The organism is Clostridioides sp. ES-W-0018-02, assembly GCF_020658175.1.
GTDB lineage: Bacteria > Bacillota > Clostridia > Peptostreptococcales > Peptostreptococcaceae > Clostridioides.
Genome location: NZ_JACVVY010000019.1, coordinates 1 through 18,092 on the forward strand (window position 1 = coordinate 1; position 18,092 = coordinate 18,092).

10 protein-coding genes are annotated in these 18,092 nt (G+C 29.1%); 1 reads left to right on the plus strand and 9 read right to left on the minus strand.

Annotation, left to right across the window (positions count from 1 at the left end):
* The 9 genes from IC219_RS20185 to IC219_RS20225 all read right to left on the minus strand — a co-directional run.
* Positions 1 to 5,335, minus strand: a 5,335-nt coding sequence (locus IC219_RS20185) for a hypothetical protein (protein WP_227861669.1), incomplete at its 3' end; no start/stop codon positions are given.
* A 718-nt stretch (positions 5,336 to 6,053) separates the two neighbouring features.
* Complete coding sequence (locus IC219_RS20190; RefSeq protein ID WP_227861670.1) at positions 6,054 to 6,239, minus strand: hypothetical protein; 186 nt, start codon at positions 6,237 to 6,239, stop codon at positions 6,054 to 6,056.
* Between the two features lie 1,652 nt (positions 6,240 to 7,891).
* Entirely contained in the window at positions 7,892 to 10,096 is a 2,205-nt protein-coding gene (locus IC219_RS20195; RefSeq protein ID WP_227831945.1) for a hypothetical protein, read from the minus strand.
* A 60-nt stretch (positions 10,097 to 10,156) separates the two neighbouring features.
* Positions 10,157 to 10,723, minus strand: coding sequence for a hypothetical protein (locus tag IC219_RS20200; protein WP_227831946.1), 567 nt, complete (start codon positions 10,721 to 10,723; stop codon positions 10,157 to 10,159).
* A gap of 630 nt (positions 10,724 to 11,353) precedes the next feature.
* A complete protein-coding gene (locus IC219_RS20205; protein ID WP_227831947.1) occupies positions 11,354 to 11,884 on the minus strand; it encodes a hypothetical protein in 531 nt (176 codons plus the stop codon).
* A gap of 230 nt (positions 11,885 to 12,114) precedes the next feature.
* On the minus strand, positions 12,115 to 13,578 hold the full coding sequence (locus IC219_RS20210) for a zinc-ribbon domain-containing protein (protein WP_227831948.1): 1,464 nt from the start codon (positions 13,576 to 13,578) through the stop codon (positions 12,115 to 12,117).
* A gap of 108 nt (positions 13,579 to 13,686) precedes the next feature.
* Positions 13,687 to 14,460 (minus strand): hypothetical protein, encoded by a 774-nt coding sequence (locus tag IC219_RS20215; RefSeq protein ID WP_227831949.1) that lies wholly within the window; start codon positions 14,458 to 14,460, stop codon positions 13,687 to 13,689.
* A 20-nt stretch (positions 14,461 to 14,480) separates the two neighbouring features.
* Positions 14,481 to 15,668 (minus strand): hypothetical protein, encoded by a 1,188-nt coding sequence (locus IC219_RS20220; RefSeq protein WP_021383144.1) that lies wholly within the window; start codon positions 15,666 to 15,668, stop codon positions 14,481 to 14,483.
* A gap of 321 nt (positions 15,669 to 15,989) precedes the next feature.
* Entirely contained in the window at positions 15,990 to 16,820 is an 831-nt protein-coding gene (locus IC219_RS20225) for a phage antirepressor KilAC domain-containing protein (RefSeq protein WP_227831950.1), read from the minus strand.
* A gap of 268 nt (positions 16,821 to 17,088) precedes the next feature.
* Between IC219_RS20225 and IC219_RS20230 the strand changes: the two genes are divergently transcribed.
* Positions 17,089 to 17,961, plus strand: coding sequence for a helix-turn-helix transcriptional regulator (locus tag IC219_RS20230; protein ID WP_021383109.1), 873 nt, complete (start codon positions 17,089 to 17,091; stop codon positions 17,959 to 17,961).
* Positions 17,962 to 18,092 lie beyond the last annotated feature (131 nt).

Here is an 18,092-nt window from a genome sequence, read left to right on the forward strand (position 1 = left end):
GTGAACTATCTCTTTCAGCAATATCTAATTTCTTTTGAAGTTCCTCTATTTCTTTTGATTTATCATCATAATCACGCTGATAATCTGCTTTATCTCTAGCTTTATTGTAGGCTTCTTTTTCTTTATTGAGTGCATCCAGACGTTTTTTAAGCTCATCGTCTATCTGTTTCTTACGTTCTTCAATTTGCTTTTCATAAACTTTAGTTATTTCATCTTCTATTTCTTTAGTAGTTTCTAACTTTTCTTTTAATGCTGCTTTAATTGTAGCATCTAACTTAGCTATTTCTTTTTCAGCATCAGGAATTTTATCCATCATTAAATCTAAATAAGCATCAACTAATTCTTTTGCTTCATCAAAGTTATCATTACTTTGGAATAACTTGTCTAGTTGTTGAATGTAGTTAGTTATTGTACCATCATCTCTAAATTGAAATCCAAAACCTTGAAGTTTACCCTTTATTTCATTTTGACTTTGTTTCATGTAAGCCGTAGTTTCACTCATTTCTTTTTTCTGTTTTTCTAATAAATCTAGTTTTTGTTGAAGCAAATCATTTTTTTCAACTCCAAAAGCACTTCCCATCAGTACATCTAATAATTCAAGTTGATTATTAACTTCTTCAACATCTCTATTCATAGATGTCCATTCAGATTCTTTGTGTAGCTTCCAAGCCTCATTTTTTAATTCTCGTTCTGCTTTTGCTATATCTTTTGTAGCATTTACTACTTCTTGTTTTTCTTCAACTACTTTTGGTAGTTCAGTAAACATGATATCTAAATATTCATCACGATATTTCTTAGTTTCATCCCAAGCTTTTTTAGCATCTTCATATTTCTTCTTAGTCTTATCAGATGCTTTCTCTTTATTTGCCTCTGCTTCAAGTTTAGCTAATTCTTTTTCTTTTTTTATAGATAACTCTTCATAATTTGTCATGTTTCCATCAGAATTAAATTTGAAACCTTTGTCACTCAATACCTTTTTAAATCTATTTGCTTCATCTTTTGTAAGAGCTTCTTTTCTATTTAAAAGTCTTTCCTGCTCTTTATATAATTCATTTTGCTTTTTAAGATAATTGAGTTTCTGCTCATTAGTAGCATTTTTCATTTGCTTATCTAGCAATGATAGTTCATTTGTTACTTTTGAAAGTTGGTTCTCTAATTCTTTAAATAACTCTATTTCATATTTTATAATGGCATCAAAATTTTTATCTATTGGAGTGTCTTGAGTTAATGTTTTAAGAGCCTTTATCGGTGCTGCGACTCTTGATAATGCTCTTGAGAATAAGGATGGTTTTGTTACAGGAGTTTCGTCACTTATGGGAGATGGTTCTGATGTTCTAGGTTGAGCTGATAAATTAGTTGGGATTGGAGTTCCACCAGTAACAGAGGTCTGCGTTCCATTATCTTTATCTGAATTATTTCCTCCGCTTCCACTAGAAGAAGTCTTTGTTACTTTATTAGTTACAAATGTGGTAGTAAATGTTCTTCCTGCATAATTTGCTTTAAATGACTCTATTTTATTAATAAGTCCAGTTATGTTTTTTGCCCCTTGTGCAGTTTCAGTTCTAAATACAAGAGTGGGTACCTTTAAAGCTAAATATTGTTTTACTCTAGCTATAAGTCCAGTTATGTTTTTTGCCCCTTGTGCGGTTTCAGTTCTAAATACAAGCGTAGATACTTTTAATGATAAATATTGTTTTACTCTAGCTATAAGCCCAGAGATATTTTTTGCTCCTTGAGAAGTTTCTGCATTAAGATTTATATTATAGTTATTTTGACCAAACTCTTTGGCTTGTTGTCCTAATGATGCTATTTTACTTGCAGTATCCTCTAATCCAATAGCTCCTACAACTGGTTCAACTTTTTCACTATTAAGCTCATCCATTTTTTGTTTAGTACTGTCTAATTCATCTTTACCTTCATTGTTTAAAGAAAGTTCTATAACTTTTATAGGTGATATGCCTTGTATAAATTCAGCCGTTTGTTCTGCTTCTTCTTTACCCTCAGTTTTTACATCAACAGTTGGAGTAGCCGTCTTACCATTTAACTCATCCATCTTTTGTTCAGTATTATTAAGTCCTTCTTCATTAGTAACTTGAGGACTTACAATTGGAATATAAGACTCATTACCATGCTCATCCAATATTCTCATACATTGAATAACTTTTTCGCTATTATTAACTTGAGGATTTAAATTAGGAGTATATGTCTTATTGCCATTTTTATCTAATGTCTCTATACATTCAACTACTTGCGATTCTCCATTTACTTCTGCATTTACTAAAAGTTCAGCATTAATCCCATCTCCATTTTGAACCTTATCAATGGTTTCTTCTGCTTCATCTTTGCCCTCAGTTTTTACTGTAAGTTCTGCGTTATGATTTCCTTTTGCTTCATCTAAATCTTTTTTAGTTTCCTCTACTTCTTCTTTTCCTTTAACTTCTATCCCAAGTATTTTTTTTACATTATCAGGTAGATTATTTACATTTTTTACATCTTCTAATACACTTGGATTAGCAATGGCCATTTTTAAAATAGCAGTTTTTTTATCTGGATACTTCTCTATAAGTTGATTTACTTTATTTATCTCACCAGGATTATTTACTATAAAATTATATATTAAATCTTTTTGTCCTTCTGGAGTATTATTATAAAGCTCTGTAGCACTTTGTATCTTCTCAGGATTTTCAACCATAAATCTAAGTATTTGTTTCTTTTGTTCTCCATCCTTTAAGCTATCATATAGTTTGATTCCATCTTGCAATTTATCTGGATTCTCTGATGCAAATTCTAAAGCTAACTTTTTAGATTTACTATCAGATATTCCATTATAAAATTTCTCAAAGGAATCTAGTTGCTTTGGATTTTTTACTATGAAGCCTATTGCAATTTCCCTATCTTTTTTATCCAAGCCATCAAGTAAGTTTTTGATATTTCCTATCTTATTTATATTTATACTTCCATCATTTATTTTTCCCTGTATTGATTCTGGAAGTTTATCATATAATTCTTTTAATTTTTCTAACTTTTCATTACCTTCAACACCAACATTATATTGAAGTCTTTTATTTTCTGGGATTTTCTTAATTGCTTCATCTAAACTTTTAACTCCTTGAAAAGCATCTCCTGAATTATTTATAAAATCAATTTTCTTCTCAGCAGGAACTTTTTCTAATGCACTATTTAAAACATTTAGTGAATCAACCGAATCAGATATACCTTTACTTTCTATAGCTTTTTTTAAAGAATCTTTTGTGACATTTTTTTTATCATCGTCACTCTTATTTTCATTTTTATCTAAGATATCCTGTAAAGCTTTTTTAGCTTCTTTGGCTTCTTTTTCTATCTCTTTTCTATCTGTCTTAAAATCAATTGGTATTTTAGGTCTATTCTCTTCCTTTTTATAATATTCAGCTAACTGTTTTAACTCTTCTTGACTTATTATTTGATTTTCTCCAATTTTTATTGGAGCATTTATTTCTTCTGGCTCAACTTTACCATTAAATATATCATTTAATTGATTTGCTACATAGTCAGGCAGTTTACCTTCATTTTGAATCGTAGTTGATACCTTCATAAGTATTTGTTGCTCAAATTCAGTAGCATTATTATCCTTACCTAAAATCCCTCTTATCATTTCTTTTACTTGCTTAGGAAGGTTGGTATGTGTTTCACCTTCATTAATTTTAATTAAAGATGATATATCAATTTTTCCATCAGGATTATTTATCGCTTCACTAATAAAATTGTTCAAATCATCAAATTGACTTTTAAGTTTTACTGCTATTCCATTTCCACTTTCAAACTCAGCAGTAGATGAATCATAGGAAACTAAAAATGCATGTAATGCTTCTGCGGTAGCAGTAGATTCTCCACGAATGTTCTGTAATCCTTTTTCCAAGAGTTTCGTATCTATTGGTTCTTTACCAGCAGCTACTAAGGTTTTATTGATTTCTCTTCCTACTGCATCAACCGCATTGGCATATTCTACAGCGTCCCCACCAGCTTTATAATTTGTATTTGCCTCTTGCAGTCTTTTATTCCATTGTGCTAATTTAGGGTCGTTATCACTTATTATAGAACTCAATCTATCGAAACCTGATATAAGTACATCTTGTTCTGTAAGAGATATATCATGCCAATTAAATACATCCATTAGCTCATTGATTTGACTTTTAACATTATTTGTAGCATTTTTATAATTAGACTTTTCAGCTATTTTATCAAAAGATACTTGTTGTATTTCTGCCTCTGCAAGATTGTATTCATCCATAAGTTCTTTTGCTTCTTGATTTTTCTCAGCAATTAAACTATTTCTTTTTTCATAAGCTTTTTTATATTCTTTTAATGATTTTTCAATTGACTTTGTTTTAAATGGATTGTCACCTTTTCCAAAAGCTTTATCTAAATCCTTCTTATTATCACTTAATTTTTCAATATATTTGTCATTAAGTTCACCTAAATCTTCCTTTTGTTTAGGAGCTAAATTCATAGCATTAAGGCCAGTATTATATCTTTCAGTTTTCAAAAGTTCATTTTTTTCTTTAATAGCTAATTGTAATTTACCTATAGCCTCATCTAAAGAACCCGAAAATGCCAGTATGGGATTTCCCTCTTCATCATATCCAGCAACTAAATCAGGAGAGATATCAGCTATTTGCTTTTGTAACTGTTTAAATCTTTCAAGCTCATCAGATGTTTTATTAGTCTTATTGTAAAGTTTATTATATTCTTCTGATAATGCTTTTAAACTTTGTTGTTGTTGAGATAATGAACTAATTTCACTTTTAATATTTTCTGCATTTTCTCTATGTTTCTGAGCAGATATTTCATATCTTCTATTCCACTCATCATATTTTTGAATGAGCATTGTTATTCCAGAAATAATAGCACCTATTGCAAATCCAGATAAAAGAGAGCTTCCTATTGATGCCGCAAAGTTTTTAAACTTTGACCCCATACTCTTACTTAAATTAGATATTTCAGTAATAGAAGTCCTACCTGCTACTTTAAATTTATTCATAGCTCCTGTAGCACCATTTACTTCTTGTTTAACTTTACCATATGATGTTGCTAATTTTGATACTTTTTTTACACTTTCATCAGTGCCTTTATCAGCATTATTATTTATTGTGGTAGTTTGAGTTTGTGCTTTTTTCTCTTTGCTTTGTTGTCTTAATTTTTTTAGCATTGCAAATGATGTTATTGTAGCTGGTAAGAGCATATCCATTTTATCTAAAGATTTTATAACCTTATCTATACCTTCAGATAAGCTGATTAATCCATCTAACATACCATATATCATATCAGAATTAGCTAATGTGCTAAATATAGACACCCAAGTTTCTTTTAAATGATTTAATCTACCTGCAAGACTATCTAAGTATTGTGCATTTTCAGTTTCAGCACTCGATTGTTATTAACCAGTAGCTTTTTATCTACTGCTCTGGAGGTTTCCCTCATTTTCATCGACTTGTCATTTCAAGTCCAGTCTAGCATATCTTTTGTACTCATAACAAAGACCATAAAGCCACAGAGCCTCGTGGAGATATTATATTCTATTTCTAGGTTCAATCTCTATGCGTTGCGGATGGAAAGTCTTTTAAAACTTGCCTTCACCTCTGATTAGCATATTTATTAAAATAAACTTAGCCTTCCAGATTTTCTCTCTGTTAATATTCTTAAATCTCCTATGGTAGTTGAATTAAGACGGCAATTTAAATTTACCAAACTGTAAGCCTTGCGAAAATTCACTTCTTATTTCTTTAAAAGTCTCATAATTCTTTCATACCCTCTGTTTCCAGATATTTAAAAGGGAATAGACTATACCACTATCTTTACATAAGATACCTATTGGTAGTCGTTGCGACCTTTCCTTATTCATAAGAACTTAGGACTATGTCTCAGGATTACCCAATCTTTAATCTTGTTACCATATCATTGTAATTAGCAATGCCACATTTTGATTTCTCTAATGCTTGGTAATTAAAGCTCTAAGGGTTTTCCCTGATATTCTAGGTTTTCTTTATATATCACTATATAAAGGGGCTATTATGTTAACCCATTAAGGATTGGAATATAGCAGCTTGTTGCTTACCTGCAATTGCTTCTGCCAATCCTTTTTGTTCATCCTCTCTAAGCTCATCCCATTTGCCTTTGGCCTCATCTAAGACTTCAACCATATTTTTTAATTCGCCAGTATCTTTATTCTTATATATTGTAATACCAGCTATTTCTTTCAATCCCATTGCAGTTTTATTTCGATTATTATCCTATAGGCTTTTTATCCCATAGTTCTTATACTTTTCCATTGTATAAGTCTAGCATACATTTTCACCTACGACTTTACGTTTAGGTGGAGGAGGCTCGTGGTAGAATTATTGCTCTCATTTTGTCGCTCATCTACTATGCGTTACAAACAGTATTAGATATTACTGCTCTCGGTATTATCCTGTTGATGGAGGACTTCACCGATACACCCCTCTTATAATATTAAACATTTCTGTTTAACACGCCAATATTATTTAGCTCAAGATTTCCGTCTTTAGCATTTATTTTCATACCTGCTAAGTTTATTGCAACTGATTTTCAATTGTGTTATCCATAAGGCTTTTTATCCCTATGTTCTTATACTTCATGTTTATATAAGTTCAGCATACATTTTCATCTTCAACATTACTTGTTAAGATGGTGAACACTCGTGGGAAAATTATATTCTATACTATTTTGAACATAAAAATAGCATAGGTTCATTTCCTATGCGTTACGGTGATTAAAGTTTTTTAATTCTTTAATTTACCTCGGTATTAGCATCTCAGCCTTCACCGATTTTGCTCACTCATAATATTAATTATTTCTAATTAACACGCCAATATCACTTAGCCCATTACCTACTTTTTCTGGATTTTGTCGATATCTTCAATTAGGTTCGTTAATCCTAACCAGTTCTCTTATGAACTTCTTTATATCTCTATAAAGACGAGACTATATCTTCATCCTATAAGGATGCTCTCTGTTTCGATTCACTTGAATCTACATAATAGTCGTTGAACCTTCTCCCATACGGAGCTTGGATGCTGATTGTCCAATCTAACTAATTTTTAAACATTCACATTTATTGTTTCCAATTATGTTGTAGTTTAGTTAGCTCTAAGGAGTTTCCAGCAATTAAGAGAGTTTTTAACTATATATTACTATATAGTGCGACCTAAATTAATCGCTTCATTTGTTGCTGTTATCATACCAACTGTCGATTTCTTCACATAGATTCGTTACTTCTATGCAGTTCTCCTATGAACTTCTTTATATCTCTATAAAGACGAGACTATATCTTCATCCTATAAGGATGCTCCCCATTTCCATTCACTTGAATGTACAATTAGTCGTTGAACCTTCATCTGTTAAGATGATTGGTTGCGGATTATCTAATCTTAAGTATTTTTACTCTACCTTTGGAGTTACCCATTGCCACTAAGTATATTTCTATCTTAGCTTAGTAACTTAAGCTCTAAAGACTTTCCCGCAGTTAAAGGAGTTTTTAACTACATATTACTATGTAGTGCGACCTAATTTAATCGCCTAAACTTACTCCATACTCATGAAGCACACTACCTCCACGTTTCCGTTTATCTTCAATTAAGTTCGCTACACTTAATCCGTTCTCTTATGAACTGCTATATGTTTCCATACAGACGAGACTATATCTTCATCCTATAAGGATGCTCCCCATTTCCATATCCAATAGCTTGATATGTACGGTTTATAACCTAGTCGTTGAACCTTACTCTCATTGAGTCTTGGTTGCTGATTGTCCCTATCTTTTAGATTGTTACACTTGGTACTAAAAGCCTAACAGGAGTTTCCAGCAGTTAAAGGAGTTTATCATTATATATTACTATATAAGGCGACTAAAATTAATCGCTTCGGCGACACCTGCCGTTCCAATTGCATAATTATTCCCTGCATAGTTTAGCATATCCATTGCAGCGGTTAATTCAGTTGTTTTCTTTGTAGTATTTCCAACTTGCACTTGCATTTCTTTAAGTGGTTCTATTCTAAATCCATTGATTATCGTATTCACCGCAGATGAACTGTCCTCAACAGACATATCTCCGACATTAGCTAAAATCATAGATTGCCTTGCGGCCGCTATACTTTCTTGCATACCCCCGATTCCAGCCTGTAAAGATGCTGCTATTGATTCTTGAACTTGCGATGTTGTCATTCCAACTTCTTTAGCCGTCTGATTAGCCTTACTTCTTATTTCATCCAGTTTTTGTACCGAATTTATGTCAACTGGGTCAGCAACCTTTTTTAAATCTGTCATAGTTGCATCTAATTCTTTATAAGTTGATACAACACCTCTTATTGCATTTTGTAATTGCATTGCTGCCATATTACCAAGCGTAAAGTAAGAAAAGCTACGTGTAAAATCATTAAAAAATTTATTTACACCTTTTCCACTTGAACTTAATGCAGTAGTTGACTTATTCATATTATTTATAGCTCTTTGAATTTGTTCTAATTTACTAACTTTTTGGTCTAAGGGTAAATTAGCTAATTGCATTAATTCTTTTTCAAGCTTTTCAATTCCTGATGTTGACTGCCCTAACTCTAATGCACTTTGTTTTAATCTCTTTAAATCGGATATCGCTTTGTCAAAATTAAATTGAAACTCTGATTTTGTCTTAGAAACATTAGCTGCACTTTGAACTTCTTTAAGCCTTAATTCTAAATTTTCTAAATCAGCAATTGCTTTTTTTAAATCATCTCCAGTTAAATTTTTTAAATCAAGACTTTTTAATTTTTCCGCTTGAGACAACAATCCTCCTAAAACATTCTTATCTGCATATTGATTTCCACTAAGTTGTTTTAATTTATTTATAAAACCATCAACACTTTTTTGCATTGAGTTAAATTGAGATTCTACCTTAGAATTAATTTCAGGAATTTTAAAATTTGCAAATTCAGTTTGAATACTTTTTATATCCGTTAATAATTTAGACATTCCTCTAAATGTTAAATTCTCTAACTTTATATTTGATAGGGTTGATAACTTATTTAAAAATAAATCTAATGTTGCAATTTGGGCATTATCGAGATTTGCACTTTGTTTAAATTTAGATATTTGGTTCTGCATCCTCTGCATATCCGCTTGTGCTTTTTGAAAGGTTGATGCTAATGAACTCTTCATGGTTTCTGAAGCTGCATTATCTATATTTATTTTTTGTGGAACTGTTTTTAAGGCATTTCCCACAGAATTTATTTTTTCTTTAACTCTTGATAATTGTTGTTCTAGTTGTGCGTAAGATTGTATATTTGTTGTCTTAGAAAATTCTTTTTCCAATCTAGTTTTTTCATTCATCAAAGTTTTATACTGAGACAATAAATTATTAATACCATTATCAGCTATTTTAAATCCGCCTAAATCGGTTTTTACTCTTGATATGCCTGATAGTAAATTTGACATCCCTTTAAAGTCTAATGCTTTTAATTCTGTTTTTGATAATCTGTTTAATTCTGCTGAATATTTATTCAACTCACGTAGCTGAGTATCATCTAAAAATTTTGTTTGTTTGAATTTTTCAATCTGACTTTGAGTTTTTTGTATGTCAGCCTGAGCTTTCTGAAATGTTGATGCTAACGACCTTTGCATACTATCAAAAGCATTATCATTTACATTAGTTTTCCCTTTTAAATTATCTAATGCAGAACCTAAATTTGTAATTTGGTTCATAGTCCTTGTTAATTGTCCATTTAATTCTGTATATGATTGAGTATTTGTAGTCTTAGACATTTGTTTTTCAATTGCATTTTTTTTATTAATTAGCTTCTGATAATCTGATATCAGATTATTTACACCTGAATTAGAACTTTTAGCTGATTTACCACCAAATAATCCATTTTGAGTTTTTGCACTTAAAGCATTGATTTTAGTTAAAACACTTTCTAATTGTTTCAAATTGTTTAATGAAGATGTATTCATCTCCACATTTAACTTTATATTATTTTCTTTCGCTGATGTTTGTAATGATTTCAGTTGGGCTTTAGCTTTTTCATCATCAAGTTCTATGCTAGTCTTAATTTTAAATTCACTCATTGAACCACACTCCTTTTTACATAAAAAATAGACAGTAAATTTACTGTCTATTTTTAATACTTATAGTACATTCTCATGAACGAGGTCAGATACTTTTGAATTAGAATCTTTCATTTCTTTTATTTCCTCTTCATTGTATTCTAACTTTTCCCCTTTGTCTAATATATCTCCATATATATCTAAGCCTTTATTTAAGAATTTTTTTGAATTTGATAACATTTCAAAACCTTTATCAACCTCCTCTTTTGAAAGTGATTTATAATAATCATCGGTTTTAATTTTATATTTGATATACTTATTTAATCTTTTTATATTTATATCATTTACAATCTTTCTTTTTTCTTTTAATGTTTCTTTAGCCTTATTTAATGCTTCTTCATCAAAAGTAATTTTTACCGCTCTGCTATTATTTATATTCCCCTCAAATTCTATATTGTCATTTTCATAATAAATATCATGAAATATTTCTTCATACCATTCACTACCAATCTCATCAGTAATCTTTTCGAGAGCATTCCACTCTTTTTCGCACTTAGCTAATTCTTTTTCAGATAAATCATCACTACATCCAACAACTCCAAATCCTAATACACCAATCATTAAAATCAATAATATCCTCTTAAACATAATATCTCCCCCTATTCTGATACTTTAATTATATCAAGTCTAAAGGAAAATATATACAACTAGATGAAATGGATAGAAAAGCTATAGAGAGAATGATAGATAATGCATACGAACGATTAAAAGAGGATAATTAATATATACCTCTTTTTTTAGTACCCAAACGTGGGCTAATGTTGAAATTCCAACATGCGTCCACAGTGGACGCCCCTTTACATTATCCTTATATTTTTCTAAAGTTGCTAACTACAACTTTAAAATTGATTTACTTTTTTACACTTCATAACTATAAGGGTGTCCATTTCGTTCACCCCTTTATCATCTGACCATGTTCCCATTTTGGGAATGTGTTATATTTTTTTAATACTTATTTATAATTTTTAAAATAATATATAGTGAAATAACATTATAATTTAAATACATGTACGTAATAGAAACATTTTTATTTTCCACAATGAAAAATTATTATGCCAAGAGATGTTGTCAATTTAGAAACACCTCTAAAATTCAAATAAGGTATATGCCGTTTTGCCACCCACCTATACAGTTAAACATCTCATACCCATGTCATCATTGAATTATAACATAAAAAGGAATAATAAAAAGCCTACTTTAAGTAGACTTCCTAATTTTCTATTCATTATCTGCTAAACTTGTAAGTGCAACTTTCTCTTCCTCATTATTCATTACATTGACTAAGTATTTCTTAATATCAGTTATATGCTGCCTAAAATAATTTTTATTTGCACTCTCATAAGCGAGTATTCTTTTTAACTTTCTTTCTAACTCTGCAATTAGTTTTTTATTTTTTATTACATACAGCTCAGAGTTATAGCCTGCATATTCTCTTTCAATAAAATCATCAATAATTGGAATCACATCACTAATAAAGAATATTGATTTTGTCGTTGTCTTACCTAGATGATAATAACAAGATTCTATATTTGAATCTTCTTTATTAAGATATTTTTCTATCCTTTTCTTTGCTTTTTCATCTCTATGTGACCAATTTCCCATAGGTATAGCCCAATATATACTATCATGTTCTTTGGATTTGATTAGACAAACTATTGGTCTTTCCTTTGAGTCATTCCAAACTCCTCCAATAGTTTTAATTAATCTATAAAACTCATTCTTAGCAAAATAAATCCCCTTCTCTTCCATTTCTCCTCCATAAGAAAAAGCCCTAATTAAAGGACTTTATCTGCAATGTTTTTTGCCATACATTGCTAAATGTATTTGTATCAAACAATGTTTTTTATTGCACATTGTGAAGCATCTTTGTAACATGACAATGTTTCAGCCGTACATTGTGAAACGTATTTAATAATTGCACTTATATGATACCACATTATAACAATTAAGTCAATTTTTATGGAGGTTTAATTTTACATTTATTTTCCTATCTCTTTATCTAATATTTCTTCTATATTATCAAAATCCCAATACCATATTTCTAATAACTTATATCCATTATTTTTAGCATACTCTCTTTTTCTTTTATCATGCTCTTGTTGTTGTTTATATTGTTCTTTATTTTGCATACTTGCAGTTCCATCATGAAATTCTCCCTGATATTCTATTAATAGTTTGTATTTAGGTAAATAAAAATCATATGATAAGTTTCCATTATTTAAGCCAATTAAATTTTTAAACTTTTTTTGATATGTAAAATTTATATCATTTTTTATTAATATTTCTGAAATTTTTTTCTCGCCTTTTGACATAGAACAATTTGAGCATAGAACACTCTTTTGAGATGATATTTGAGCAATTCTTCTTTTGAATTCTACTCCACATTCAGGGCATATAAATCTATAGTTTTTTCCACTGGATTTAGCTACTTTAAACGGGCTTATTTTATTGTTTAAACTCCAAGATAGTGCTAAATTAAAATTATTATATCCAAATGAATCATATAAATGTATTTTGCCAGGTCTATTTGCACAAAATGGACAACCTGAATTATTTCTCTTAATTGCATCTGTAAAATCTGAACACAATATTTCGTAACTTCCATGATAATCCGTTTTTATACATTTAATCCATACTTTCTTTCTAGAATATATACTAATATTAAATGGGTCATCTGAATTTTTTTTATAATCCCAATATATTTTTAGAAAATTTTTATCTGTATTTTCTATATGATATTGTGCAAATGAATCTTTAGGATGCGTTTTTTTACTATGACAATAAGGACAGCCCTTTTTATTTCTCTGTTTTGCTCTTATAAAATTATTGATACCTATAAGATAACTCCCATGATATGGCGTTTCAGGGTTAGTGCAATTAATAAATATGTTTTGGTGACTTCCTCTACCAATACAAAATGGACTTACTGTATTATTTTTAAAATCCCAAATATCTTTAATCTTCAAATTTAATTCATTTTCTACATAACTCGCAAAAGAGTTCTCATATGAACCACAACACTTATTACACCTTTGTTTTAAATTTATAAAATTATTTGGTTTAATTTCATATATGCTCCCACAGTATAAATGTTTTATTTGAATATATGGACTTTTATTATCTACTATTTTTCCATTAGGTAATTTTTCACCACTTCTAAAACTTCTTATATATTCATACTCTTTATCTTTTTCCACTTCTTCTTTATATCTATTTTCAATTTTTTGATATTTACATTTATCACATATTGAAGCACACTTACCCTTACTGATAACCACATTCTTTTTTTTCATTATATTTCCACATTCACATTTCCATTTATGATTAACATTATTCCCACCATATATTTCATCAACTAACTCTAAATCAACATCATGTTCCCTCAACAACCTATTAACTTCTTCTCTACACATACCCTTCTTCAACTTAACATCTTTAACCACAATCTCACCTTCTCCAAAAGGAAGGTAATCTAAATTACCTTCCTTTTATCCTAAATCACCTCTATGTAGTCTATCATGTAGATTTAAATGAAAATACCCTAAATTGATTTATAGATTTATAGGTTGAATAACTATTGTTTCTATATTTTTATTTTCATCACATCTAGTATATGTATTAACAAATGCCACTTTATTTTTTATAACTCTATTTTTATCATATATAAAGAAAAATATGTTCCTATAGTTATAGTGAAATCCATCTGAGCCTATTTCTTCTGTTAACTTCTTCTCAGTCATAGATTCTCTAGAACACTTAACTTCTATAACTAAGTCATACTGCTCTATGAATATATCATATCTAATAGATGCATTTCCTGTATCATCACTGACTTCTACCCTTGAGTCTGGAAAAATAGGTTTTATAATTGAATATAAAATCCTTTGAACATCATATTCGTTTCCTATTTTTATATCATTTAATTTATCTTTAGTTATATGTGCCTTCCCATGAGTATTAGCTTCATACATTTCATATATATGCATATAAAAATTACTCAGCACATTTCTTATAATCATTTTGGTGACATCTTCAGTAAATACACCCATATTACTTAAATTAGTTTTATTTGCAATGTTATTTATCAATGACCTTAAGTAAGCTATTAACCTAGACTTAGCAGATAAGATACTTTTTCTAGTAGCCATATTAGAAAAATCATTTTCTTGATACATCAATAATCTATCAATATCAGATTTTTCAGTTTGGCTAAAAGGAATATTTAAACTATCTATATTGTCTATATACTCTTTAATTAGTCTTATATCACTCATTGCTTCTAATTCACTAAGTAAGTTTGAAATTAATTCTACTTTTTGACTCAATTTAATTTACCCCATTCTAATTAATATGTTCCCCATCTCAGATAAAATAAAAATAATGGGTCTAAAATATGAACTACATTATCCTTCCATTCTAGTACTTTATAAATACCATCCTTTTCAGTTATAATATTTTGTATTTTATTAAGTGATTCTCTAATGGTTTTTTTATCTGGTTTTTTTATATCACATATAATTAAATCATCTATTCTTCTTTTAAGTTCATCTAATGTTAATCCAACTAAAGGAGGATTTTTCCTTATAGATTCTACTATTAATCCATATATATCTAGTTCTTTATCTATATTAGTTTTATACAACTTTCTCTTATTTCCTCTTGGATTAGGGCCTTCCTTTAGTATTTTTACAACATCATTATAATTTAGATTTATAGTTGTAAACTTATATGCTATTTCCAAAACATCTTCTGGCACTTCTTTAATATTTCCTGTATCTGAATCTATTAATGTGCATATGCTTAAACATATATACTGCATTAATTGAGGAGAAGTTAAACTTTCTATAGATATCTTTCTGGATATATCATTTTTAATATTTATACCCAGTTCTCGAAATCCTTTTATTGCAATTTGTTCTAGCTCTGATTCCTTCCAAGGTTCTATATTTATTGAGTTAATCCTACCTGTCAAATCTGCATTTTTTCTTATAGCATCATCTGCTCTATGAGGAAGTGATATTACTATTGCTTTAAACTCTTTTCTTATAGCATCTTTCAATTGCTGAGCTATATGTATTTGAACATCTTCTGAAGCATAATGAAAATCATCAAGCACTAATACTAGTCCATTATCTTTAAAATATTCGATTACTCTGTCTTTATTTAATACAAATTTTTCAGATTTATTAATTTCTTTTTTTGATTCCATATTTCCCTTTAGGTTTACCTCTCCAAATTCTCCGCTAACAGATAAACCCACTTTCACTCCTATAATGTTCCAAAAATCTTCGCTATCTTTAAAATCTACTCCCGACATTTCTATAAGATTTTCTAAAGCTATAACTTTTTCACATAAAACAGTCTTACCCATCTTAGATGGGCCAATTATAGAAGTCAAATAACCAGAAACCTTTAAGGCTTGTCTTAGTCTAAGTTCATAGTCTATACCTAAATCAGTTGATTTTCTTGATACATATGTATATTCTGGAAAAGCACCTGGCTTAAAAACTTGTTCTGCCAATAATCTATTCATTTTATCACTTCCATTCATTAAACATTTATTATAATATATAAAAACAATTTATTCTTTATTTTATATATTAACATATTTAAGTTGTCTTATACATATTTAAGTATATTTTAAGTATGTTAAAGTACTAATTTATAGATAAAAGTACTTTAACATATATAATACATACTATTTAACAATATATTTAACTAAATCTAGTTCTATTCTAAATTACCTTCCATATAATTACTTGAAAAATACAGCTACAAAAGAATACACTATACCCACAACTCCATCATCCAATAAATCAATTAATCTTTTCAATTCATCTCTCATATCATTCACCTAACAAACTTCTTCAAGTTCTATAATAGGTAATACTCCAATAGATTTTAATTTCTTATATATCATCAATCTTCCTTTTTGAGTCCACTTAGTATTCATTTTAATGTCAGGAGTTCCATCAGCCTTTACAATATCTATTGTTTCAGAATGAGTATATCCTTTACTTTGATAATCACTATATAATAACCATTGTCCACTCTGTTTGAACTGAATTCCTAGTTCATGTAATTTCTTATTCATAGCTTTACCACTCATGCCATAATCTTTAGCTATCTGAGTTATGGTTACCAATCCTTTATTTCTAAGTATCAAATCTGTATAGTCTGCTTTTGGTTTAAGTTCACCTATGATTTGTTGCTGTTTATTATTTGTTGCCTCTAAAACTTTTCTCTTTTCTCTCTCTTTTTTTAAGTCAGTTGCTAATTTAATGATTGTGTCTGGATTAGATAGTATTTCTTCTATCTTTGTGTCAGTTAGATATGCTCCATGTTTACGGATAGTTGGTATTACATCTGTAGCTAACCATTTTTGAAATTTTAATGCTGCTTCATTTTTAGCTTTCATTCCTAACATGTAAAACAATGATTCTGGTATGTAATCATCTTTCCCCAGTTTGTTGGGGAAACCAAATTCTTTACAATATTTATTTATTGTTTCCCATCTAATTGAGATATACTGTTTCCCGTTCTTATTTTGAGTTTGATACCATCCAAAACCTATTGCTGTGTCTTCAGCATTAATACCTATGCTTCCATCTTCGTAACTTATCGTTCTAACACTTGTACCCAATTGTTCATTTGTGAACACTTCATTTCTTTTTTCATTACTCATACACACATCTCCCTTTTTATTTGTTTTTTTACTGAGAGACTGATATAATCAAATTAACTTTGTTGATGATTATATCAACTCTTTAAAAGGTTCTACTGCTCGCCAAAGTCTGTAGAGCCTTTTTATATTAATCATACACAATCATACATTTGTTGTATTTATGTATGATTATATTATAATACCATTTTTTACTATTTTCAACCTTTTGTAGGAATATTTTTTACAAACGTAGGATTTTGTTGTATAATTAATGTGAGGAGTGATATTAATGAACAACAATAGCATAGGAAAAAATATTAAAAATTATAGACTTTTAAAAGGATGGACTCAAGAGCAATTAGCGAATGAATCTGGACTTTCAAAAAATGCCATCTATAATTATGAAAATGATAAAAGGATTCCAAATATAAATATTTTAAATAATATTGCAAATGCTTTAGAAGTTAACTATGATGATATTATAGACTCTGGTAATACAACTCGAATAGAAGATGAAATGAAACGTAAACTATCTACATCAAATGGCAGTGACTTATGGCGAAACTACATACCATATGCAAAAAAATTATTATCTGATGGTTCAAATGATATAGATTTATATTATTATTTAGGATTTTCATATTTTGCATTGGAAAAATATGAAAAAGCTATTGAATGGTATGAAAAAACTATTGAAATTGACAATCAAGAAATAAGAGCTTATATTGGACTTGGAAATGTATTTTTATGTACTCATAAATATACAAAAGCTATCGAATACTATTTAAAGGCTTTAAAAATAGACAAAGAATGTATAGAAGCTTATCTTCAATTAGGAGATGCTTTTTGTAATATTAATAAATATAAAAAAGCCCTTAAATGCTATACAAAAGCTATCGAACTTGATGACGAATGTATAGAAGCTTATATGAAGAAAGATCATATATTCAATTCTGTGCTAGAATATAGTCAGCTAGTGGACAAATATGACATATTAGATGTTGAATTAGAAACATCGTGTGATTCTGAAAAGCAGTCTAAACATTCCAGTTTGTTAAGAAAAATATATTTTGAAGCTCAGAAACTAGATATTGAAGAATTAAAAACTTTTAGTAGCATGATGAGTATGTTTAATGAAAAAAAAGACACAAAATCTAAATAAGTGTCTTTAAATTTATTATAAAAGTATATTATATTAATTAATAGATAAAGAAAATATTTTTCATTTTTAAATGTGGCACTATTTTATTGACCACATTTTTTATATATTTTAATATGCACAACATCTGAACC